The 24,227-nt window shown below is 42.6% G+C and carries 16 protein-coding genes and 1 tRNA gene; 8 read left to right on the top strand and 9 right to left on the bottom strand.

The genetic code is table 11. The features are described 5' to 3' along the window. Positions 1-318: 318 nt before the first annotated feature. The gene (wecB, locus tag AB5443_RS00430) at positions 319-1,404 is read right to left on the bottom strand and encodes a non-hydrolyzing UDP-N-acetylglucosamine 2-epimerase (protein WP_368113024.1); all 1,086 of its coding nucleotides are present in this window, start codon (positions 1,402-1,404) and stop codon (positions 319-321) included. Positions 1,405-1,496: 92 nt separating this feature from the next. On the opposite strand from wecB, the gene AB5443_RS00425 reads away from it, so the two are divergent. Further along, a complete protein-coding gene (locus AB5443_RS00425; protein ID WP_073344941.1) occupies positions 1,497-2,135 on the top strand; it encodes a trimeric intracellular cation channel family protein in 639 nt (212 codons plus the stop codon). 4 nt (positions 2,136-2,139) lie between these two features. Here AB5443_RS00425 and AB5443_RS00420 read toward each other — a convergent pair whose 3' ends face one another. From AB5443_RS00420 to AB5443_RS00410, 3 genes are all read right to left on the bottom strand, one after another. Beyond that, positions 2,140-2,634: a DUF4251 domain-containing protein gene (locus tag AB5443_RS00420; RefSeq protein WP_368113023.1), complete on the bottom strand. Its 495-nt coding sequence runs from the start codon at positions 2,632-2,634 to the stop codon at positions 2,140-2,142. A 193-nt stretch (positions 2,635-2,827) separates the two neighbouring features. Further along, the gene (locus tag AB5443_RS00415) at positions 2,828-3,790 is read right to left on the bottom strand and encodes a M48 family metallopeptidase (RefSeq protein ID WP_368113022.1); all 963 of its coding nucleotides are present in this window, start codon (positions 3,788-3,790) and stop codon (positions 2,828-2,830) included. Between the two features lie 42 nt (positions 3,791-3,832). Further along, a complete protein-coding gene (locus AB5443_RS00410; RefSeq protein WP_022140213.1) occupies positions 3,833-4,393 on the bottom strand; it encodes a LemA family protein in 561 nt (186 codons plus the stop codon). A gap of 240 nt (positions 4,394-4,633) precedes the next feature. Here AB5443_RS00410 and AB5443_RS00405 point away from each other — a divergent pair, with 240 nt between their 5' ends. Next, positions 4,634-5,137 carry an RNA polymerase sigma factor gene (locus AB5443_RS00405; protein ID WP_022140214.1) on the top strand — a complete coding sequence of 168 codons (504 nt, stop codon included), beginning with the start codon at positions 4,634-4,636 and terminating at the stop codon, positions 5,135-5,137. Positions 5,138-5,516: 379 nt separating this feature from the next. Here the strand turns inward: AB5443_RS00405 and mtgA are convergent, their stop codons facing one another. The 3 genes from mtgA to AB5443_RS00390 all read right to left on the bottom strand — a co-directional run bounded on the left by mtgA (position 5,517) and on the right by AB5443_RS00390 (position 8,472). Next, entirely contained in the window at positions 5,517-6,263 is a 747-nt protein-coding gene (gene mtgA / locus AB5443_RS00400) for a monofunctional biosynthetic peptidoglycan transglycosylase (protein ID WP_368113021.1), read from the bottom strand. Beyond that, a complete protein-coding gene (locus AB5443_RS00395) occupies positions 6,241-6,957 on the bottom strand; it encodes an OmpA family protein (protein ID WP_044654338.1) in 717 nt (238 codons plus the stop codon). Before AB5443_RS00395 ends, mtgA begins: the two co-directional genes overlap by 23 nt. 162 nt (positions 6,958-7,119) lie before the next feature. Continuing rightward, positions 7,120-8,472, bottom strand: a complete 1,353-nt coding sequence (locus tag AB5443_RS00390) for an MATE family efflux transporter (protein WP_333699971.1) — start codon at positions 8,470-8,472, stop codon at positions 7,120-7,122. 91 nt (positions 8,473-8,563) lie between these two features. Here AB5443_RS00390 and AB5443_RS00385 point away from each other — a divergent pair, with 91 nt between their 5' ends. Both AB5443_RS00385 and AB5443_RS00380 read left to right on the top strand, forming a co-directional pair. Next, positions 8,564-9,949, top strand: a complete 1,386-nt coding sequence (locus AB5443_RS00385; RefSeq protein ID WP_195407148.1) for a GDSL-type esterase/lipase family protein — start codon at positions 8,564-8,566, stop codon at positions 9,947-9,949. A 193-nt stretch (positions 9,950-10,142) separates the two neighbouring features. After that, on the top strand, positions 10,143-12,011 hold the full coding sequence (locus AB5443_RS00380) for a PAS domain-containing sensor histidine kinase (protein WP_368113020.1): 1,869 nt from the start codon (positions 10,143-10,145) through the stop codon (positions 12,009-12,011). A gap of 52 nt (positions 12,012-12,063) precedes the next feature. Here AB5443_RS00380 and AB5443_RS00375 read toward each other — a convergent pair. Beyond that, positions 12,064-12,136: transfer RNA gene (locus tag AB5443_RS00375), tRNA-Lys, on the bottom strand. Positions 12,137-12,257: 121 nt separating this feature from the next. On the opposite strand from AB5443_RS00375, the gene ettA reads away from it, so the two are divergent. The 4 genes from ettA (at position 12,258) to AB5443_RS00355 (ending at position 23,027) form a co-directional block, all read left to right on the top strand. After that, positions 12,258-13,949, top strand: coding sequence for an energy-dependent translational throttle protein EttA (ettA, locus tag AB5443_RS00370; protein ID WP_022140219.1), 1,692 nt, complete (start codon positions 12,258-12,260; stop codon positions 13,947-13,949). A 225-nt stretch (positions 13,950-14,174) separates the two neighbouring features. Then, positions 14,175-16,874 (top strand): TonB-dependent receptor, encoded by a 2,700-nt coding sequence (locus tag AB5443_RS00365; RefSeq protein ID WP_368113019.1) that lies wholly within the window; start codon positions 14,175-14,177, stop codon positions 16,872-16,874. A gap of 13 nt (positions 16,875-16,887) precedes the next feature. Beyond that, the gene (locus tag AB5443_RS00360) at positions 16,888-19,485 is read left to right on the top strand and encodes a choice-of-anchor J domain-containing protein (protein ID WP_195407150.1); all 2,598 of its coding nucleotides are present in this window, start codon (positions 16,888-16,890) and stop codon (positions 19,483-19,485) included. A gap of 251 nt (positions 19,486-19,736) precedes the next feature. Beyond that, a complete protein-coding gene (locus AB5443_RS00355; RefSeq protein WP_195407151.1) occupies positions 19,737-23,027 on the top strand; it encodes a TonB-dependent receptor in 3,291 nt (1,096 codons plus the stop codon). A gap of 98 nt (positions 23,028-23,125) precedes the next feature. Here AB5443_RS00355 and AB5443_RS00350 read toward each other — a convergent pair whose 3' ends face one another. Further along, on the bottom strand, positions 23,126-24,226 hold the full coding sequence (locus AB5443_RS00350; protein ID WP_368113018.1) for an endonuclease/exonuclease/phosphatase family protein: 1,101 nt from the start codon (positions 24,224-24,226) through the stop codon (positions 23,126-23,128). Position 24,227 lies beyond the last annotated feature (1 nt).

Raw genomic sequence — 24,227 nt, 5'->3', positions numbered from 1 at the left:
GGCGCAAAGTTAGCAAATAACTCTCATGATGAGAGAATATATAACTTTTTTTACCCATCGTTTTTGGTTGTTTACAAGCATATATCACCCGATGTTCAAATAAGTCAGCCTCGGACATATATATTTAACAACTAGTTTCAGATTTAGTTTCATCCGTTGAAACTATTTGTTCCATTACTTGGAACTATTGTTTCCATTACTTGAAACCGGAGTTTCATCGGCAAGAAACTAAAGTTTCAACGGTGAGAAACTAGAGTTTCAAAGCGTATTGAAACTACTTGCCCTACGCTTGACAGAATAGGGCAAGTAAGGTTGTTGTTATTTGCTTGATAGAATCTGTACGATACGCTCTGCGGTGCGTCCGTCCCAACGTTCGGGGAGTCCGCCGCGCTTCCATTCGCCTTTCATCAGCGTATCCATTGCTTTGGCAAGTAGAGCCGGATCTTCTCCGACAAGTTCGTTGGTTCCCATGCGCCACGTTTCCGGGTGTTCGGCATACGTATTGAGGGTGATACAAGGAATGCCCAGGAAGGTTGCTTCTTCCGCCACGTTTCCGGAGTCGGTAATAATTCCTTTTGCCTTATTAATCAGATAACCGAAGAAAAGATAGTTCTGTGGCGGCATGATATGCAGGTTCGGAGCTTCGATACCCAGTTCTTTGATAGCATTACGCACATAGGTGTGCAGCGGTGCTACGATAGGCATGCCGGCAGACTTTTCAATGATTGTTTCCATTAGTCGTTTCAGATTCTCCCTGTCATTGAGCAATACGCGGCGGTTGAGGGTGAGCAGGAGATAATTGCCTTCCTGCAATCCCAGTACGGAGAACCATATCGGTTTGAGTAAGCGGTTACGGTTGTAGCGGATGGCATCTATAAGGATATTGCCTACATAATATACGTTTTCACTTTCCGTTCCTGTCTGGTTCAGGTTGCGGTTGGCAACCATACCGGCTGTAAACAGGTAGTCGGATAGTCCGTCCGTAATCATGCGGTTCACTTCTTTTGGCATCTTCATGTCGAAAGAGCGGGTTCCGGCTACGAGGTGTGCCACCTTGATTCCTTGCTTTTTGGCAACGATGGCGCAACTCATGGTTGCAGTCAGGTCGTCTACCACAAGAACAACGTGTGCCGGGTTTTCGGTCAGCTCCTGTTCGAAAGCTACCATGATTCCTGCTGTCAAAGTCGTTGGATTACTGCTTTCCACTCCCAGATAGACATCGGGAGCTTTCATGTCGAGATCCGAAAAGAGAGAAGCATCCAGACTCGTATCCTCTTTTCTGCCCGTATAGACCAGTCGGTAAGAGATACTTTTACCCAGCGCCCGTGCGGCTTCAATAGCGCGTGTAATGGGAGCTATCTTCATGAAATTGGGGCGTGCCCCGGCAACAATTGTTATTTTCATATTGTTTCTATCATATTCGGTTTAATTCGTGAAGCAAATGTACATTTTCTTACGGAATTTATTTGTTACTTTGCATACAAAATAACAAATATATGCCCACATTCGTTCAAATTCTTGATTTTATAGGCACATTTGCCTTTGCTATTAGTGGTATCCGGCTCGCTTCGGCAAAACGTTTCGACTGGTTCGGAGCCTATGTTGTAGGACTTGCTACGGCTATCGGTGGTGGTACTCTTCGTGATGTCCTGCTCGATGTTACTCCGGGATGGATGACAAATCCCATTTATCTGATTTGTACGGGACTGGCTTTGCTATGGGTTATCTGCTTCGGACGCTGGCTTATCCGGCTCAACAATACGTTCTTTATCTTCGACTCCATCGGACTGGCGTTGTTCACTGTGGTAGGTGTGGGTAAAAGCATTGCCTTGGGCTATCCTTTTTGGGTGGCAATCATTATGGGTAGCATCACGGGAGCGGCAGGTGGTGTGATTCGTGATGTCTTTATCAACGAAATTCCCCTGATATTCCGAAAAGAAATTTATGCGATGGCCTGTGTGGTAGGCGGCATTGCCTACTGGCTTTGCGATGTCGCAGGACTTGAGTCGTACGCATGCCAGCTAATCGGCGGGTCGGCCGTATTCCTGACCCGCATCTTGGCTGTAAAATATCACATCTGCCTGCCTATATTAAAAGGTGGGGAAGATATAAAAGAAGATGTAAAAGAGGAGTAAGGGCTTACTCGTCTTTCATTTCCAGTTCTCCCTGAAAACTGATGGATTGCCGGTTCTGCATATTCACATCAATGCTTGCCGAACCGTTGGAGTATACTTTTGCCCTGAATTCAAATCTGTCTTCGGGATTCCGGGCGATGAATTTGATGACGGCATTCCCTTTCTTATCCATTTCCATGCTGTATTCCTTGAGGGGCGCCCGGAAGTTCAGTCCGTCCCCGCCACCATAAGGGATACTGTAAGCCCGTCCGAAATAAGGCAGATAGGAAATGACCGAATCATTTCTAATCTCCAATGAGTAGGGAGATGTCAGAGGAATGGAACGTCCGCGCATCGGCAGGGCGGTCTGTACATCTATCTTATAGTTCTCGGATGCGATGATCTTTTTTACAGCTTCTTTCTTTTGTTCCTTTTTCTCCTTTTTACTTTGAGCCGAAAGGGTAGGGAAGCCTACTAGCAGGGCTAGCAGCAACATTAAGATTTGTTTCTTCGTTTTCATATCAGTTGCATTTAGGTTGATATTTACATGTATAACAATCAAATATACTAAAAAGTCAGGAACTCTTCTCTTTTCTTTAATGAAAATTAAACAGAAATCCTGACCTTTGCCGTAATGTATGCCTTACCTTATGTTCCGATATGTCTTGCCTATACCTTATATATAAAGAGAATTTAGACTTATATAAGGGAACTTAGAACTGTTCCAATATCTCAATCCGCTTTTCAATAGGAGGATGAGTGGCGAACAAACCACTTAGTTGGCTGTATAATCCTTTTGTTTTCTTTTTAGGATTTTGAATGAATAATTGGGCTACATCTTTCCGTTCAACAGCTTCTATCGCCGGGTCGACAGATATTTTACGCAAAGCACTGGCGAGCGCCAACGGATTCTTCGTCATTTCTGCCGAACCTGCATCTGCCATATACTCGCGCTTGCGTGAAATGGCAAAACGCATCAGGCTAGAGAAAAGAAAACCGATGGCAGCTATCAGCAAAGCAACAAGCATAAAGAGGAAAATTCCTCCGCTACCTTTACTGTTGTTACGTACACGTATATGTGTTATTGCATAAAACGTGATTTCCGTCAGCATGGAGAAGATGCCTACAAATACGATGGAGATAATCAACAGGCGCACATCCCGGTTACGAATATGAGTCAGTTCATGTCCGATGACCGCTTCCAGTTCTTCATCATTTAGTTTCTTGATGATGCCTTCCGAAAGAGTGATTGTATATGTACGGTCATTGATGCCACTTGCAAATGCATTCAGCGAATTATCATAGATAATATTTATCTTTGGCATGCTCATCCCTTGAGTCATACAGAGGTTTTCCACCAGATTATAAACGCGTTTGTTCTCTTTGCGGTCTAGCGGTTTGGAACCTGTGGCGGAATTGATAATACTTGTATTAGCCCAATAGGCAATAAGAAACCAAATCAGCACTACTCCTAAAGTATATGGCAGTGAAGAAAGGAATAAATGATTGACCATAGGTATCATTTCAACTTCCATGCTTTTTCCATATCCGAAAAGAATCAGCAGGTAGCAGGACAGATACAGGAGTGCTGTTACCAGGCAAGGAAAAAGGATTAATAGGAACACGGAACGTAAGTTGTTCCGGCTCTGCTGTGTTTGGATTCCGACGTATTGCATCGCGTGTTTGATTTATGCAGTGAGTGAATAGTGACTGGAGATTTAGAAATTGATTTTGGGAGCCTGTTCCAAATTGGCGCGTTCGTTCTTACCCAAGTCGAACATAATTTCCCTTTGGAATCCGGTCATGCCTGCTATGATATTTGAAGGGAAGGTCTGCACGGCGTTATTGTACTCTTTGGTTGCCGAGTTGAAATAACGGCGGACAGCAGCCAGCTTATTCTCCACATCGGCTATTTCTTCCTGTAATTGCAGGAAATTCTGATTCGCTTTCAGGTCGGGATAGGCTTCTAATGTGATTTTCAGTCCTGCGAGAGCAGAGCTTAACTGATTTTCAGCCGCTATCTTATCGTCGATAGTCTTGGCGTTGACAGCACCGTTACGTGCCTGAATCACACGGTCGAGTGTCTCTTTTTCGTGTGCGGCATATCCTTTCACGGTATCTACCAATTGGGGAATCAGGTCATGGCGTTGCTTCAACTGTACGTCGATGTCGGCAAATGCGTTTTCACGGTTGTTTCTTAGTCTCACTAGCGAATTGTACATGGATGCAAAAATGATGCCCAGCAATACAATAATTCCTACAACAATAAGTATAGTCATCGTCTTTTAATTTATTAGATTAATGTTAATCAAAAGTAATCTATTTGATTCTTTTAAGCAAATGAATGAGAGATTTTTCTTCAAATATCACCCGAAAACTATCAGAAAGCACCCGAAAACTATCATTTGATAGAAATAACCCCTAAAAAATGATTGAAATTCCCCTGTATAAGACGCAAAATACCTTTAAACTTGCAACCGACGAGAAAAACGAAATATTAACCATAAAACCCTTAAAGTATGAAAAGTTTAAGTTTCAGAAAAGATTTAATTGGAGTTCAGGAAGAGTTGCTGCGTTTCGCTTATAAACTGACGGCCAATCGTGAAGAAGCGAATGATTTGTTGCAGGAAACATCTTTAAAAGCCTTGGATAACGAGGAAAAATTTGCTCCGGACACAAATTTCAAGGGATGGATGTATACTATCATGCGTAACATCTTTATTAATAACTACCGGAAAATTGTACGCGATCAGACTTTTGTAGACCCCACCGATAATTATTATCACTTGAACCTGCCTCAAGATTCAGGATTCGAAAGCACGGAAGGTGCCTATGACTTGAAGGAAATGCACCGCATTGTCAACGCGTTGCCCAAAGAGTATAAAGTGCCTTTTTCCATGCACGTATCCGGTTTTAAATACCGCGAAATCGCAGAGAAGCTAGGTTTGCCATTAGGAACGGTGAAAAGCCGTATTTTCTTCACGCGCCAACGTTTACAACAAGAATTGAAGGACTTCGTATAAATGAGGATAACGCATACAAACAAGCTTACTGATATAAAAGGAGCAAGAGAATTAGATTCCCGTTGCTCCTTCTTTTTTGTACTGGCTTATAGATTAGTTTTATAAATGGGAATTTGATTTAGACATAAGAACAAAAGAACATAAAGGCTGCGCTTGGATAATTATTTCTGCTAGTCATTAAGCTACTACTGTTTCATCTTTTGTTCTTATGTTCTTCTGTCTAAAAAGAAATTTATTAGTCTGTATGCAAATAAATTTGGAATTACTACCGACTATCCGCAAGGAAACCTTGCCGGGGCGCTACGCCCCTAAATTATCATTTAATTTTGATGCAACATTTATATGTGCAGGAATATAGGTGAATAGTCACGGCATCTGTCTACCGCTTCTTTTTCTTACTCTTGCTGTTTTTCTTTTCTGTAGTTTTCTCTTCCGGCGGGAACTTGGGAACCAGATTCATCAACCGTAATATCTGATTTTGTCGTTTTAGTATGTATGGCGAAGGTTTCGCCGAATTAAACCGTATCGGATTGGGAAGGGTGGCGGCTATGAGCGCGCATTGGCCTTTCGTTAATTTGGCAGCTGTTGTGTCGAACTTATTTTCCGCGGTAGCTTGTGCACCGTAGATACCTTTTCCCATTTCAATAGAGTTGAGATAGACTTCCATGATTCGCTCTTTTGACCAGAATGTTTCGATCAGGAACGTGAAATAGACTTCAAGTCCTTTCCGTACCCACGAAGACTGCGGCCATAAGAATACATTCTTGGCTGTCTGCTGACTGATGGTGCTTGCACCCCGTTGCCGTTTGCGTGTTTCATTCTCTTTCATCGCTTTCTTGATTTCTACGAAATCGAACCCGTTGTGCTCGGCAAAACGGTTGTCTTCGGAAGCAATGACTGCCATCGGCAGGCTGGGAGATATCTTATCAAAAGAAACCCACGTGTGTTTCCACGTGGGTTTATCTCCTGAAAAAATCTGTTGAACGCTTCGGATAACCATTAACGGTGTGATATAAACCGGCATGAACCGGTAAATAATGACCACCAGTAAGGTCGATGCAAAGAAGAATATCAGCAGGTTGCGCGTATAACGCAGTAATTTTTTAATGAGAAGCGGCTTGTGCATCTCTAATCATTTGCTCGCTAGCGTACATGTAAACTTCTACACGACGGTTCTGCTCACGACCGGCTGCTGTGTCATTGTTTGCAACAGGGTCGCTTTCGCCCATTCCTTGTACACTTTTAATCTGATTTGTAGAAACACCACAACTCAGCAGGTAACTGGATACACTCTGTGCACGTTCCTGTGACAGGTTCAGGTTTTTCTGACGGCTTTGTTCGGCAGTACTGTTCTTCCACCCCTGATTGTCGGTATATCCATAAATAGATACATCCATGTCACGGTTTTGATTAAGCACATTGTTGGCAAATTTGCTCAAAGCAGACTTGGCGGCAGCACTCAAGGTTGCATTGCCTGTTGTGAAAAGAATACCTGAATCGAATGTAACTTTCACGGCTTGCAATCCGTTGTTGTCTGTTATCTGTTCTACTTGTGCGCCTTCAATTTGTTTTGCTTCTGCTGCTGCCTTATCCATCTTCTTACCGATAAGCGCGCCGGTTCCCGCACCTACTGCCGTACCAATGGCAGCGCCGATTGCAGCACCTTTACCTTTACCGATAACACCACCCAGGATTGCACCTAGCGCAGCGCCCGAACCACCACCGATAGCAGCACCTTTACCAGTGTTGTTCATACTTCCACAGCTACCAAATATCATGGCAATACTCATGAAGAGAACCATAAATTTCATCTTGTTCATAATGTAGATGTTTTTTAAATTGTTTATAAAATATAGTTTAATACGAATCATATCGTATTATGAATAACACCGCAAAGATACATATTATTTGGCATAGGGGTGCTTTTTAAGTTAAAATAACTCGGACGATTCTTTTCGTGTGTTAATAAAAAGAATTGGGAGCTATTCTTTAACCACAGTTGGGATGCCCAAACACTTTTTCTTGATGATGACAAACCAGCTTAAAAGAATCAGTCCCTTGGCAACCGTAGTGACGCAGACAGCCCACCAAATGCCTTCTACTCCCATGCCCATCCGTACAAACAGGATGGCAAGCGGGATACGCATGTAGTTGCAGACGATACTGATAACAGCAGGCGGTATTGTACGTCCGATGCCATAAAATACTCCCTGCATGGTGATTTCGAGCATCATAAAGAGCTGCGAATATCCGTCGATACGCAGGAATACACCTCCGGCTTCGTAAGCCGCTTGCTCAGGGACAAAAATGGAAAAGACCTCATTTCCGAAGAAAACGAAAAGCAAAGTGCAAAATGTTCCGAAAATTCCTGTCATCCATAAGGTTGTGTGCCAGGCTCTAAGTACCCGTTCGATTCGTCCGGCCGCATAGTTTTGGGCGATAAAGGCACTTAGTGCGGTGGAGAACCCTTGAGAAGTATTCCAGGTGATGGCTTCTATCTGTCCGCCGGTGGTGAAAGTCATCAGGCCGATGTGTCCGCCCTGTTCTGAAGCCGTGCGGCAAAGGAACATATTGACGAAAGCAAATAGAGTGTTCAAAGTAGCTACGGGGAGTCCCAGCTTTAAGATTCTCCGTGTGTATTTTTTCTTCAGACGGGTGAAGAAGGGGAATCCGCCGAGCAAAGCATCTCTGTGACGCAACTGATAGACGAAGATAAGGAATACACTCGCTTCTGCAATCCAGGTGGCATAAGCTGCGCCGTTTGTTCCCAGTCTGAATCCGAATATAAACAGAGGGTCGAGGATGATGTTCAGTATTAATCCCGTGCCGCTTATAAAGAAGGGAACTTTACTGCGTCCTGCCGCATTATAAATACCTGTGAAGGCGGCGGAGAGGAAAACGAACGGCAATCCGGTCGAAACAATCCGCAGGTATTGGACGGCATTGGCAGTAATATGTTCTTCAAGCTCATAGATACGTATGATAGGCTCTGCGAAAACGAAAAGCAATGCTCCCCAACATACGGAAATAACCAATGCAATTGTAATATTGTGGGACGCGAAGTTCCGTGCGTCTTCCTGACTCTGTGCGCCGATGGACTGTCCGACACTGACTTCGGATCCTACCTTATTTAATAGCGAGATAGAGCCGGACATCCATGTCAGAATTCCGACAGAGCCGATGGCGGCTACGGCTTCACTTCCCAGTCGTCCCACCCAAGCCATATCCGTAAGACTATATGCCATCTGAATGAATGAGGTTGCCATGATAGGCATTGCCAGATTGAACAGTTGACGGTTGATAGGGCCTTGCGTGAGATTCTTTATTCCTTGCATATAATTTTTATAATCAAAATGGGGTACAAAGATACACAAAATTACTATCTTCGCACGTCTAATTATTCATTAATCAAAGTACATAGATACTATGAAACAGAAGTTTTCTACTATTTTCTTCCTGCTGCTGCTTTTGTTGGCAGGTTCCCGGGTGGTAGCCCAAAATGCTCCGAAACCATTTGATATTGAACAACCTTCGCTTCGTGTATTCCTTCCTGCACCGGAACTGGCAACGGGACGTGCCGTTGTAGCTTGCCCGGGTGGCGGATATTCTCACTTGGCTGTTGACCACGAAGGTTATGACTGGGCACCGTATTTCAACAAACAAGGTATTGCACTGATTGTCCTAAAATACCGCTTGCCGAAAGGTGACCGCACGCTTCCAATTTCGGATGCCGAAGCTGCCATGAAGATAGTTCGTGACAGTGCGGATGTATGGAATCTGAATCCGAATGACATTGGTATCATGGGGTCTTCCGCCGGTGGTCACTTGGCATCGACCATTGCTACCCATGCTAAACCCGAACTTCGTCCGAATTTCCAGATTCTTTTTTATCCGGTGATTACGATGGATAAATCTTATACTCATATGGGTTCTCACAATAACCTTTTGGGTAAGGATGCGTCCGCCGAACTGGAAGCTGAATATTCCAATGAAAAGCAAGTGACGAAGGATACACCCCGTGCCTTTATCGTTTATAGTGACGACGACAAGGCTGTTCCACCCGCCAATGGAGTGAACTATTACCTCGCCCTGAACAAGCACAAAGTTCCTTCCGTTCTACATATCTATCCTTCCGGCGGACATGGCTGGGGAATCCGTGAAAGTTTCCTTTATAAGAATGAGATGTTGAACGAACTGACTTCGTGGCTACGTAGTTTTAAAGTCCCTCATAAAGATGCTATCCGTGTTGCCTGCATCGGTAACAGTATTACCTACGGAGCCCGCATCAAGGATCGTAACCGCGACAGTTATCCTGCCGTATTGAGTCGTATGATGGGCGATGCTTATTGGGTAAAGAATTTCGGAGTAAGCGCCCGTACCTTATTAAATAAGGGTGACCATCCTTATATGAACGAAAAAGCCTATCAGGATGCACTGGCTTTCAATCCCAATATCGTAGTCATCAAACTTGGCACAAATGACAGTAAATCATTCAACTGGAAGTATAAAGCAGACTTCACAAAAGACCTGCAAACAATGGTGGATGCTTTCAAAGCCCTGCCTGCCCAACCTGAAATTTATCTCTGCTATCCTTCCAAAGCTTATCAGACTGGTGACAATATCAACGATGATATTATTTCAAAAGAAATCATTCCGATGATAAGGAAGGTTGCCAAGAAAAACAACCTGCCAGTTATCGACCTTCATACGGCAATGGATGGAATGCCCCAGCTTTTCCCGGACAAGATTCATCCGAACGAAGCGGGAGCTGAAATAATGGCAAAAGCCGTTTATCAGGCCTTGAAGAAGTAATAAGAAATACAGCAATTACAATATGCCCGGTTGGAATTCTCTCGTGAAGAGAGCTTTTCCAATCGGGCATTTTTTAGTTTAAGGACGAATAATCTTCTTATAATATGCTAAAAATGTGGCTTTTAGCAAACCTCAATTCCATAGAAACTCTACCTTTGTGCACTTAACTATGTTAAAATGAGTAGTGGATGTTATGAATAAACAGAAAGATTGTAAGTTTTTCTCGAAGTTGATGGCTCACGCTAACATGGGGTGGTGGAAGGCCAATTTAGCAACTGCGAGTTATGAATGTTCTGAACATATATCAGAACTCTTAGGTTTGGACAAAACGGGGATTATCAGTTTCGAGGACTTCGATAAACGTATATTGGAAGGGGAGCAACACCTCACGGCAATTTATTCTTTAGGTGTTCTTCAAATACCGGAATCCGTATACTTGCTTGATACAAAGAAAGGTGCTGTTTGGGTACGGAGCAAAGTTTGCTTTAAAGAAACGGACGAAGAAGGAAATACAATAGTTTACGGCATAGTCGAAATACAGGACGCTCCCGATATGGCATCGGCATATCAGGCTTTGCAATATAGCGAACGGCTCTTGCGCAAATTTTTCAAGCATCTTCCCGTAGGTATCGAACTATACAATAAAGATGGATTCTTGATGGACCTGAACGATAAGGAACTCGAAATGTTTCATGTAGATAAGAAGGAAGACATCTTGGGTATCAATATATTCGATAACCCTATCTTTCCGGAAGAGATGAAGGAACGGCTGCGGAATAATGAAGATGCCGATTTTACTTTCCGCTATGATTTCTCGAAAGTAGGACAGTATTATCAGAATTCGAAGAAAGAAGGAACGATTGATTTAGTGACAAAGGTAACTACCCTGTATGATGATGCTCTCAATCCGGTAAGTTATCTGCTGATTAATGCAGACAAGACGGAAACCACTGTCGCTTATAATAAGATTCAGGAGTTTGAAGAGTTTTTCGAACTGGTCGGTGATTACGCTAAAGTGGGTTATGTTCATTATAATATTTTGAACAGGCAGGGCTATGCCCAAAAGAGTTGGTATAGGAATATGGGTGAAACGGACGGTACTTCATTGTCTGAAATCTTTGGTATCTATCGGCACTTGCATCCTGACGACCGTGAATCAATGATTCGTTTTTTGGAAAATGCGCGGAAAGATGCAACTGCCAAATTCAATCGTGAAATACGTGTCCTTAGGGCGGATGGCGCATATACGTGGACGCATGTCAACCTGCTAGTCAAGAAATACGCTCCGCAAGATAATATTATCGAGTTAATCGGTATCAACTATGATATTACCGAACTGAAGGAAACGGAAGAGAAACTTGTCAAAGCCCGTGATAAGGCCGAAGCGTCCGACCGTCTGAAATCTGCTTTTCTGGCTAATATGAGTCATGAGATTCGTACTCCTTTGAATGCTATTGTCGGCTTTTCGAGCCTATTGGCGAACACCGAAGATGTGGCGGAGAAAGAACTTTATAATTCGTTAATCAGCCACAACAACGAACTCCTGCTCAATCTGGTAAACGATGTTCTCGATCTTGCCAAGATAGAATCCGGATATTTTGAGTTGCATCCGAATTGGTTTAACTTGACAGAGCTTCTTGAAGAGAGCGTTGCGGAATATGCCTGTCAAGTACCTTCCGGCGTCGAACTCCGGACTAACTATCCTGAGCAGGATTTTTTAGTGGATTTGGACAGGTTACGGATAAAACAAGTCTTGAATAACTTTCTCTCGAACGCTTTCAAGAATACATCCTTTGGGTACATAGAAGTGTTCTATGAAGTAGCTTCCCATTATGTACGTATCGGTGTTCGCGATACCGGCGGTGGTATTCCTCAGAATATGCAGGATAAAATATTTGAAAGATTTGAGAAAGTAGATTCTTTTGCCCAAGGCGCAGGGTTGGGTTTGTCTATCTGTAAATCTATTGTTGATAAAATGAACGGACGGATATTGATAGACTCCCAACTGGGGGCAGGTAGTACTTTTGTTGTTGAGTTGCCTTGCCAATCTGTTCTGGCATAAAATAAAAATCTCTTGATAATACTTGATTATCAAGAGATTAATCTTCTTTTTGTGATCCAGCTGGGGCTCGAACCCAGGACCCCAACATTAAAAGTGTTGTGCTCTACCTGCTGAGCTACTGAATCAATCCTTATGTGCTTTCTTTCGAATGCGGGTGCAAAGGTAGAACATTTTTTTATAACTCCAAAGGAATTCAAACATTTTTCTTATCTTTGTGCCATTATCAACAATATACATTATTAATATATGGCTGCTGACGATAAAAAAATTATCTTCTCAATGGTTGGAGTGAGCAAAGCATTCACTCCGAATAAGAATGTGCTGAAAGACATTTACCTGTCATTCTTTTATGGAGCGAAAATCGGAATTATCGGTTTGAACGGTTCCGGTAAGTCTACTTTATTGAAGATTATCGCAGGTTTGGAGAAATCCTATCAGGGGGAAGTGGTATTCTCACCCGGATACTCTGTAGGTTACCTGGCACAGGAACCTCATCTGGACAACACAAAAACAGTAAAAGAAGTAGTAATGGAAGGTGTGCAACCTATTGTTGACGCACTTACAGAATACGAAGAAATCAACCAAAAATTCGGTTTGCCGGAATACTATGAGGATCAGGACAAAATGGATGCCCTCTTTACCCGTCAAGGCGAATTACAGGATATTATCGACGCAACAGACGCATGGAATCTCGACAGTAAACTGGAACGTGCAATGGATGCCCTTCGTTGCCCGCCCGAAGACCAACCGGTCGTAAATCTTTCCGGTGGTGAACGTCGCCGCGTAGCCCTTTGTCGTCTGCTGTTGCAGAAACCCGACATCCTGTTACTTGATGAGCCTACTAACCACTTGGACGCAGAGTCTATCGACTGGTTGGAACAACATTTGCAACAATACGAAGGAACCGTTATCGCCGTCACCCACGACCGTTACTTCCTCGACCACGTTGCCGGATGGATTCTTGAACTCGACCGTGGCGAAGGTATCCCCTGGAAAGGTAACTACTCATCCTGGTTGGAACAGAAAACCAAACGTATGGAAATGGAAGAGAAAACAGTCAGCAAACGTCGCAAGACGTTGGAACGCGAGCTCGAATGGGTGCGCATGGCTCCAAAAGCCCGTCAGGCAAAGGGTAAAGCCCGTCTTAACTCTTACGACAAATTGCTGAATGAAGACGTAAAAGAGAAAGAAGAGAAACTCGAAATCTTTATCCCGAACGGCCCTCGTCTGGGCAATAAAGTAATTGAAGCCAAACATGTAGCCAAAGCCTACGGTGACAAACTGCTCTTTGACGACTTGAACTTCATGCTTCCCCCCAACGGCATCGTCGGCGTAATCGGTCCCAACGGTGCGGGAAAAACTACTTTATTCCGTTTGATTATGGGCTTGGATACAGTAGACAAAGGCGAATTTGAAGTAGGAGAGACTGTAAAAGTGGCTTATGTAGACCAGCAGCACCGTGACATCGACCCGAACAAGAGCGTTTATCAAGTCATCTCCGGCGGTAATGAATTGATTCGTATGGGTGGACGCGATGTAAATGCCCGTGCCTACCTTTCCCGTTTCAACTTTTCAGGCGGCGACCAGGAAAAACTCTGCGGCGTCCTTTCCGGTGGTGAAAGAAACCGCTTGCACTTGGCGATGGCTTTGAAAGAAGAAGGCAACGTATTGCTGCTCGATGAGCCTACCAATGACATTGACGTAAATACATTGCGTGCACTGGAAGAAGGCCTGGAAGACTTCGCAGGTTGCGCGGTAGTCATTTCTCATGACCGTTGGTTCCTCGACCGTATCTGTACACACATTCTTGCTTTCGAAGGAGATTCCAACGTATTCTACTTTGAAGGCTCTTATTCTGAATACGAAGAAAATAAATTGAAGCGTTTGGGAAATGAAGAACCGAAGCGTGTTCGTTATAGAAAGCTAATGACTGATTAGGATTTGGTTTTATATTGAAAGTAAATATCTCACATTTGTAATAGAAAGAAAGCTCTGCAGGTAGTTGCGGAGCTTTTCTGTTTTAACAAACTTCAACAATGCTTTACTTCTTTGAAAAAATGTAGCACAATTGTAATGATTATCTTATTTAATAGTACTATATTTGCGTCTTTAGAACACATTTTAAAGGTTGATTAACATTATCTATTAACTAAAAGCAGAATTATGAGAAGATTTCTAATTCAAGTCCTGTTAGTTGCTGTGCTGTCAGTATTTAGTACTGCTGCATTCGCCCAAACTACAGTGCGTGGTCAGCTGGTCGATTCAGAGACTGGTGAGCCGCTGGTAGGAGCTGCCGTAATGGTAGAAGGTACTACGCAAGGGTCTACAACCGACATTGACGGTTATTTCAAGCAAAGCGTTGCTTCGAATTCCACCTTATTATTTAAGTATGTGGGTTACAAGGATCAAAAAAAGAAAATTACGCAGAAAGGCGCTTCTGTGGAATTAGGTATTATTAAGATGCAGCCGGATGCAGTGATGTTGGCAGACGTCACAATTACTTCCTCTGTTGCTGTTGCGCGTAAAACTCCGGTAGCAGTCTCTACAATCGACCCGGTATTCATAGAAGAAAAGTTGGGCTCACAGGAATTTCCTGAGATTCTGAAATCCACTCCGGGTATATATACCACCAAAGACGGTGGCGGCTACGGTGACTCTAAAACCAATGTACGTGGTTTCAAGAGCGAAAATGTAGCGATGATGATTAACGGTGTGCCGATGAACGGTATGGAGAATCAGAAAGTATATTGGTCTAACTGGGCAGGTCTGTCCGATGTTACTCGTAGCATGCAGGTGCAACGCGGTTTGGGTGCATCCAAAGTTTCATCTCCGGCTGTCGGTGGTTCCATCAATATTATAACCAAGAGTACAGATGCTAAAAAAGGCGGTTTTGTGTCTTACGGTATGGGTAATGACGGTTACAACAAGATTTTGTTCAGTGTATCTTCCGGCCTTTCCAAAGACGGATGGGCGTTCACTTTGCTGGGTGGTAAAACTTGGGGTGACGGATACATTCAAGGTACAGAATTTGAAGGTTACACTTGGTTTGCCAGTATCGCTAAGCGTTTCAATGACAATCATCAATTGACTTTAACAGCTTTTGGTGCTCCCCAGTGGCACAACCAACGCAGCAACCAGAATGGCCTTAGCATTAAGGAATGGCAGCGTGTGAAACAATATATGGGCGATGATAGTCCTTATAAGTACAACTCTACTTTCGGTTATAGAAACGGGCAAGTTTATAACTCTTCCAGAAACTCTTATCATAAACCGCAGATTTCATTAAACCACTTGTGGCAAATCGACCAAAAATCTAGCTTGAGTACTGCTGCTTATGTATCAATCGGTCGTGGTGACGGCTTTAGAGGTACAGGAGATAGCGATTACAGCAACAAATGGTATGGTTCAACGAACGGGTTGGTGAATAACGATTTCCGCAGACCCGACGGAACGTTTGATTACGATACGGTTGAGAAGATGAATGCAGAAAGCACTACAGGCTCAAAGATGGTGATGAGTAAGATGATGAACAATCACTTGTGGTATGGATTACTATCTACTTATACAACAAAATTCGGTGAATATTTTGACTTCTATGGTGGTATCGACCTTCGTTATTATAAAGGCTTGCATCAGGATATTCTTACCGACTTGTTTGGTGGTAAATACTTTGTGGATTCATACAACCGTAAAAATGTATCTGCCGAGAATAACCCAATAGCTTCCGACCCTAATTTTAAGAATGCCAAGTTAGGTGTAGGAGATGTTTTGAGACGCGACTATGACGGTCTGGTATTGCAGGAAGGTGTTTTCGCGCAGTTGGAATACAATCAGGACAAACTCAGCGCTTTTGTTTCCGGTGGACTTTCAAACACAGGCTACTGGCGTTACGACCGTCTTTATTATAGCAAAGACAAGGCCAAATCATCCACTAAAAATTATTTAGGTGGAAATATCAAAGGTGGTATTAACTACAATCTCAACGAACGTAACAACGTATTCGCCAATGCAGGCTATATCAGCCGTGCTCCGATGTTCGATACGTCATTTCTAAATTCACAGACTTCCCATGCGCGTAATAATGATGCCAAGAACGAGAAAATCATGTCCTTCGAAGTGGGTTATGGTTTCCGTAGCGGTTTCTTTACTGCTAACTTGAACGCATATTACACACGTTGGATGGATAAGGCTATGTATGACTCCGGTGATATGAGAAACAGCGAACGCTATACATTGAATATGATTGGCGCCAATGCAGACCATTGGGGTATTGAGCTGGACTTTCTGGCAAAACCATTCTCCTGGATGGAAGTTAACGGTATGTTTTCATGGGGAGACTGGCGTTGGAATGGCAATGCTACCGGTTACTACTTCAATTCATCGGGTCAGATGTTGTCAGACCCTAAGGAAGGTACTGTTGTAATAGATATGTCTCAGGCTGAGCAGTATAAAGCTAACATCAAGATGGACAATGTTCATGTCGGTGGTTCCGCTCAGACTACAGTAGCATTAGGCGTTACTTTCCGTCCGATGAAAGGTGTGCGCCTCGCGGCAGACTGGAACTTCTTTGCACGCAACTATGCCGATTATGACATTGATGCAGGAAGCGCAAAAATGGGTCAGGAGATTTTGATAAGCAATCCATGGCAGATACCATCATACAGCACTTTTGATTTGAGTGCGGGCTACACGTTTGATTTTGGAAAGGTACGTGCTACTTTGAGCGGTAATGTCAATAACCTCTTAGATCAGGAATATATTGCTGACGCCCGTGACGGTAACAGTCATGATTGGGAATCGGCTACACGCGTACTCTATGGTTTCGGTCGTACCTATTCTGTAAGATTGAAGTTCAATTTCTAAACCAAGACAGATTATGAAGAAAAATATATTATTTAGTATGTTCGCCGGCTTGTTGCTTTTGGCAAGTTGCGACTACAACGAAGACAACTTTCCGGGGTATGATGACCTCACTAATGCCACGGATGTACAGAACGTTACGTTAACGCTCGAAGACGCCGAATACAAAACCATTGCGGGCATTGCCGCAAATAAAGAACTGGCGTTATCCAAAGATCCGGAAGGGGAAACTTATGCAAAAGCTCTGGAAGCAGTAGGTAAAAATAAATTCTTCACAGAAGACGCACCTGCAGCATGGTATCTCCCTGCATATATCAATGATAAACATCCTTATTTGAGCGATGGTTCTAAAGTAACTGTCAATTACAACAACTTTGAAGAACTTCCCGAATATTTGAAAGACTTTAACAGCGTTTCTAAATACGACTTGACTTCTGACGATTACAAGGCAGTATGGGGTGAAACAGTATCTGCTTCCTTCCTGTCTCCGTCCACAGTAAGACAAATACCTGACCTTCTGGCAGAAGCAGTGAAGAATCCTGCTGACGGCGCTATGCGTCTAGTCAATTATGCTTATTCTGAAACCGAACCGAGCACAGGTGGCGGTGGTGAAGAGCCGGAGCCGACCTATACGAATATCGCTGAAGCTATCAATTCAGGTGCCGGCACTTATGATGTAAAAGGCGAGGTGGTAGCAGCTAATGCTAAAAGTATTTTGGTAAAGGATGATACAGGTATTATAATGGTGTATCTGAATGCATTGCCGACATATTCTTTGGGAGATGTGGTGACGGTTTCAGGTGATATCAACTCTCGCAATCCGGGTGAACCTTATCAGTTCTCTGGAGAGGTAGGTATAGCAGTAGTAGAGCGTAAGACTGCATTTGAATATCCTGCTTCACCAAGAAACATGTCGGCAACGGATATGGAAAATTATTTAACGAACCAGTCTGTAGAGTACATTACGTATGAAGGAACTTTGACAATATCTAATGGTAGATACTTTAATGTTGCCATTGAAGGTACTACAACAGCAATGGGTAGTATTCAGTATCCGATAGCAATCGACAATGATTTGGATGGCAAGAAAGTAAAAGTGACCGGATATGCCGTTAGCGCAAGTAGCGGTAAATATGTGAATACCATCGCTACGTCAGTAGCCCTTGCCGATGGTACTGGAACTGTTACTACACCGGTAGGATTGATAGCTTTGTCTGAAGCCGGTACATATACAACGAGAGGCGTGGTAGCGGCTATCTATACAAAAGGTTTTATGCTGACTGACGGCACAGGTAATATTTTGGTATATGAAAATAAAGTTCCGACCTCAAAAATAGGTGATATTGTTTCTGTATCTGGAACTACTTCTAAATATAACGGTTTGATGCAATTTGCTGCTGATGGTTTGCAGGTTAAAAGGGAGTCAGAAGGTAGTACTTCAGTGAATGGTTTGATTGCTCAAGATATGGATGGCATAGCAATGGATGCTTATTTGGATGCGCCTCGTGCCGTTTATGCTACCTATACAGGTATATTGACTATTAAGGATAGCGGTAAAGGATATAATTATTATGACGTAGAAATTGATGGAGCTACTACAGCAAAAGGTTCTTTCTCTTACGTGGATGAAAGTACGATAGATGCAAGCCTTAATGGCAAACAAGTTATTGTGAGAGGATATCTCATAGGTACGAAGAGCGGAGCTGTTAATACAATGGTGACTTCCGTTGAAGAAGCAACAGCAACTAATCTTAGAACTTTCGGCATGACTCGCGCTTCCGGTTCCACGCCTAACACGTCTGCAGTTTATCGTTATGACGCCTCTACTACAAGATGGAAAGCATATACGTCCGAAGCAGCAGGTATTGCGGTACTTCAACCGGCAGATTACACATCAATAGGTAGTAAATACGTATCCAAACCGGCCGAGACGTTACCTGTCTACTTGAAGCAGAACTATCCGTATGCCAAGAAAGATGATGTTATGGCAGTAGTTTATTATTCAAATTCAGACTTGGCAATTACGGCTACTGAATTTGTTTATGACGGTGCAGTTTGGACTCAGACTACAGTTTCCACTCCGAGTGTTATTGTATTCTTGAAATCACAAGGTGTATGGACAGAAGCAAAAGTTTACTATTCTTGTTCATTCCTGAATGATGATGATGGTGGTTTCTTTACCCAAGATGTTGAATTGAGTGACTTGAAGAGTGTTTGGAAGTTGGACAAAGCTTATGGTTGGAAAGGTTCCGGTTATTCCGGCGGTAATAAAGTAACCGAAAGTTGGCTTGTTTCACCGGAAATCAGCCTGAAGAAATCGGCTCTACCGGTATTGAAGTTTGATATTGCCATCAACTACTTGAATGATGGTGAACTTGCAAAGAACCTTAATGTGATGATATCGACCAACTATGCCGGTGATGTAACAGAAGCCGACTGGACAGAATTGACAGTAGAAGGTATGCCGGCAGGAGACTCATGGGACTTCTCGACTGTGACACCTGTTGACTTGAGTGCATATAAGGATCAGAATATTCGCATTGCATTCCGCTATAGAAGTGACCTTGCTGTTGCCACTACGACGGAAATCAAGAATCTGTCAATTCAGGAATAAGCTGGATGTAAAAGCAGAATAGAGATAAAAAACAGAGAATACACACTCATTCTGTCGGTAGATTATATGGCATCGGAGAGGTCTTCATCCTCTCCGATGTTTTTTTTAGGTTTAGACTAAGTCTAAACCTTTTTTTGTTTAACCCTTAAAAAATGTAATACGAATATAATATGCATCTGTCTTATTTTACTTATATTTGCCGCTGATTTAGAGAGTTATAATATTATAAAGGACAAATTTTGAAAGTACTTATGTTAAAAAGATTAAGATTTATTCTTACGGTTATTGCCCTTTTAGCTGCTGTGGGTATCAGTGCACAGGTAACCACAGCTACCATGAGCGGTAAAGTAACTGCACAAGATGAGCCCATTATCGGTGCGACAATCGTAGCCATTCACGAGCCGTCAGGAACTCGCTATGGTACTGTGACGAATGTCAGCGGACAATTCACTTTGCAAGGTATGCGTACCGGTGGCCCATACAAGGTGGAGATCTCCTATGTCGGTTATCAAACTGCTATTTACAAAGGTATCAACCTTTTGTTGGGAGAAAATTATGTTTTGAATGTGTCTCTAAAAGAAAGTTCTGAACTATTGGATGAAGTAGTAGTGACTGCTTCGAAAGATAGTAATATGAAGTCTGACAGGGCAGGGGCTGTAACCAATCTTACTAGTGCAAAAATAGCTTCTATCCCTACAGTGAGCCGTAGTATGAACGATATTATGCGTTTATCTCCGCAATCAAACACAACATCCAATGGTTTTGCTGCCGGTGGTGGTAACTATCGCCAGTCATTTGTGACAGTGGACGGTGCTTCGTTCAACAACGCTTTCGGTATTGGCTCTAATTTACCGGCGGGCGGTGCTCCCATCTCTTTGGATGCCTTGGAACAGTTATCCGTCTCAATCACTCCATATGATGTTCGTCAAAGCGGTTTTACAGGTGCGGCTATCAATGCAGTTACTAAATCCGGTACAAACGAACTGACAGGTTCTGCTTATACATTCCTCACGAACAATAATTTGATTGGTGATAGAGTGGGTGATAACTCCATTGAACTTGAGAAGTCCCATCAATATACTTATGGAGCTACTTTGGGTGGAGCCCTAATAAAGAACAAATTGTTCTTTTTCGTGAATGGAGAATATGAAAATGACTTGACGGCAGGACCTATTGCCCGTGCACGAAATGATGAAAGCGAGAAATATGGGGTAAATGGTATCCATCGTCCTGTAGCTTCCAAGATGGATGAAATACGTGACTATCTGATTAATAAATATGATTACGATCCGGGAGCATATCAAGGGTATAATGTAACTGTACCTTCGTATAAGTTTCTAGCACGTTTGGACTGGAACATTAATGAAAACAATAAAGTGAATGTTCGTTTTTCTAAAACGAACAACAAATATAATGCCTCTCCTTCCACATCTGTAAATCCTATGACTGCAAGTACGATTTTTCCAGGTAATAATGGTACGATTTCATCGGGAAAAGGAGCAAGCAATGATGAAGGCTTATATTTCAGGAATACACGTTATTTTCAGGAGCAGAGATTTACATCTGTCGCTACTGAATGGAATGCAAAATGGGGTTTGGTAAATAATACATTACGTGGCACTTATTCATACCAGGATGAACCTCGTTCATATGATGGCGGCAGTTTTCCGACTACTTATATTTTGGAAGAAGGTGCAGTATATGCCATGTTCGGTACAGAGCTATTTACAGAAGGAAATATCCGTCAAGTAAAGTCGTTTACTATAACGGATGAAGCTACTTGGACATGGGGTAAACATAACTTTATGGCTGGTTTACAGTTTGAACATAATAAAGCGGTGAATGGCTATATGCAAGGTGCGAATGGTGCATATATATTTAAATCTTGGAAAGATTTTGTAGATGGTAATAAGCCTTCTTCGTTCTTGATTACTCATTCCAATTCTGCTGATTTGTCGCAGTTTACTTCTCAGATGAAGCAGATGCAGTATTCTGCTTACATTCAGGACCAGTGGAATATCAATGAAAATTTCAAATTGACTGCCGGTTTGCGTTTTGAATTACCTGTTTACCCATCGTTGAAGGATAATTATAATGCTGAATATGCGAAATTAGAGTTTGGTAATCGTAAGTTTTCAACAGACCAAGTGCCTGATAATTCAATTTCAGTTTCTCCGCGCGTAGGCTTTAATTGGGATATTACCGGTGAGCGCAAATATGTATTGCGCGGTGGTACAGGATATTTCGTGGGGCGGTTGCCATTCGTGTGGTTAGTGTCAGCAGTGGGAAATTCGGGTGTAGGTCAAACGCAATATGGTTATAATATCGGTAATAGTTCAACAGTTGGTGCGGTTGCCCCCAATTTCCATGTGAATGCAAAGGACATTTTAGAAGATATTTATCATGGTGGATTTACTCCAAGTGTTAGCCTTCCTGGTGATCCTACTATTATAGACAAGAATTTGAAGATGCCTGCTACTTGGAAAACCTCTTTGGCCTTTGACGCCAAGTTGCCCGGTGATATTGATTTTACGTTGGAAGGAATCTACAATCGTGACTTCAATCCGGCAGTTATCTCCAATGCTAATATCTATGCTGACGGGACGAAAACAATCAGTCCCAATGATACGCGTACTGCTTATAAAAAGTATAATAACTCTAATGCTTTCTTAATCGAAAATGGCGGTTCAAAAGCTTATTATATGTCATTAACCGCTCAGTTGCATAAGTCGTTTGATTTCGGTTTGGATGCCTCTTTCTCTTATACCTATTCTCGTGCACGCTCCTATGGTGATGGTATTGGCGATCAAGTAACTTCTGCTTATAGAACTAATACTTATTCTATCAATGGTATTAATGACCATGAACTTGGTTACGGTACATACGTGGCACCTCATCGTATTCTTGCTTCATTGGGTTATTCAAAGGCTTATGCTAAACATTTCAGGTCGAGCGTATCTTTTATTTATGAAGGCGCACCGTTAGGTTATGCAGGTGGAAGCTATTCTTATTCCCGTTATTCGTACACATACACTAAAAATATAGTAGGTGATGGCGGTGCTAATAATTTGTTGTATATACCTGCTACTAAAGATGAGTTGACATTCAAAGATGTAATTTCAGAGAAAACAGGTGAAGTGACATATTCGGCTGCGCAGCAGAAAGAAGATTTCTGGAACTTTGTTCAGCAAGACAAATATTTGAAAAAACGTTTGGGCAAATATGCCGAACGTGGTGGTGCTGTGATGCCTTGGCATCATCAGTTAGATTTCAAGTTCAATCAAGATTTCTATATGATGATAGGCGGTAAGAAGAATTTGTTGCAATTTGGTGTGGATATTCAGAACATTGCCAATCTGTTAAACAAGAACTGGGGATTATACAAGACAGTTAATTCTACTACACCATTGATGGACAATGGCGACGGAACATTTACAATGCAGAAAGCCAGTGGTCAAGTCCTGAATTCTACTTATAAGAATTACGAAAACACGGCTTCTACTTACCGTGTAATGTTCAGTCTGCGTTATATTTTCAACTGATAGTTGCAGGGAAGAACGTTTCTGAGATATACAAAAGGAGAGAGGATGTATCACACAGTGAATACATCCTCTCTTTTTGGTATTTAATATTGGTGTTATTACATCTTCACCCTCATCACCACCGGATTATGGTCACTATAACTCAAATCCGGTGAAAAATAGTCCATACTCTTTAGTTCCGGTGAATGTAAGATATAGTCGATTCTCAGCAGATGTTTGAAATACTTGAAAGTGTACATATACCCGTGCCCGCTTGTCTTGAATCCATCCTGCAATTTGTCACCTTTCACAGTATGATACACATAAGACGAAGGCAGCGAGTTGAAGTCACCGCAAACCAGAGTAGGATAGGGGGAAGCGGTAATCAGTTGATTGAGAAGATTAGCCTGTACGGCACGCTTCTGAAAATTCTCGTGCAATCCGTCCATAAGAGTAAGTGCTGCACGCTCTGCCCGTTGCGTATCATCCTTGCGGAGTTCCTTTTCCAGTTTACGTTTGTTTTGGGTCACTTCCGTTGTTTGGAGGTGATTATTGAATAGACGGAGCACTTTTCCATTGATTTCAATATCGCACCAAAGACTACAATTCTTGGAATCAGGATAGATAATAAGATTTTCCTCTTTGATGGGGTAACGGCTGAAAACAGCCAGTTGCAGGAGATTCATCCCTTCGGGAGATGAAGGGATATAGTGATAAGGCCAATTGGCGAGAGCCACGCAAAGACTGTCAATCCCAAATTCATCATTGATACCAAACTCCTGGAAACAAAGAATATCCGCTTTCTGATTCTTCATGTAAGAAGCGATTTCCTTGCATGAATATCCGGTATGTTCGTGATTGAAAGCATCGACGTTGTAAGTAGCTATGGTTAAAACTCCCGGAGTATATCCACCGATTTTGACCGTTGGCTTCGAAGCCGGACTGAAAAGAGGGAACTGGAGAACACAACTGATATACCCCCAATTACAGAATATAGCAATCAAAGGGATGAAAAACCAAAAGCGCCAGCGGACAGTCCAATAAATGGCAGTGGCAAGGTTAGCCAACAGAAGAATGGGCAAACCTAAACCGATGAAAGGCATCAATTTAAAACTATCCGGTGTAGCGCTGCCTGTAAAGGCACCGACTATTGTTATACCTGCCAAGACACCGGTCAGCAGGATAGATATGTAGTAAAATAGTCTGTAAAAGGCTTTCATC

This window comes from Bacteroides sp. RTP21281st1_H5_RTP21281_210402, assembly GCF_040918965.1.
Taxonomy (GTDB): Bacteria; Bacteroidota; Bacteroidia; order Bacteroidales; family Bacteroidaceae; genus Bacteroides; species Bacteroides congonensis.
This window is presented reverse-complemented; position numbering and strand designations above follow the sequence as displayed.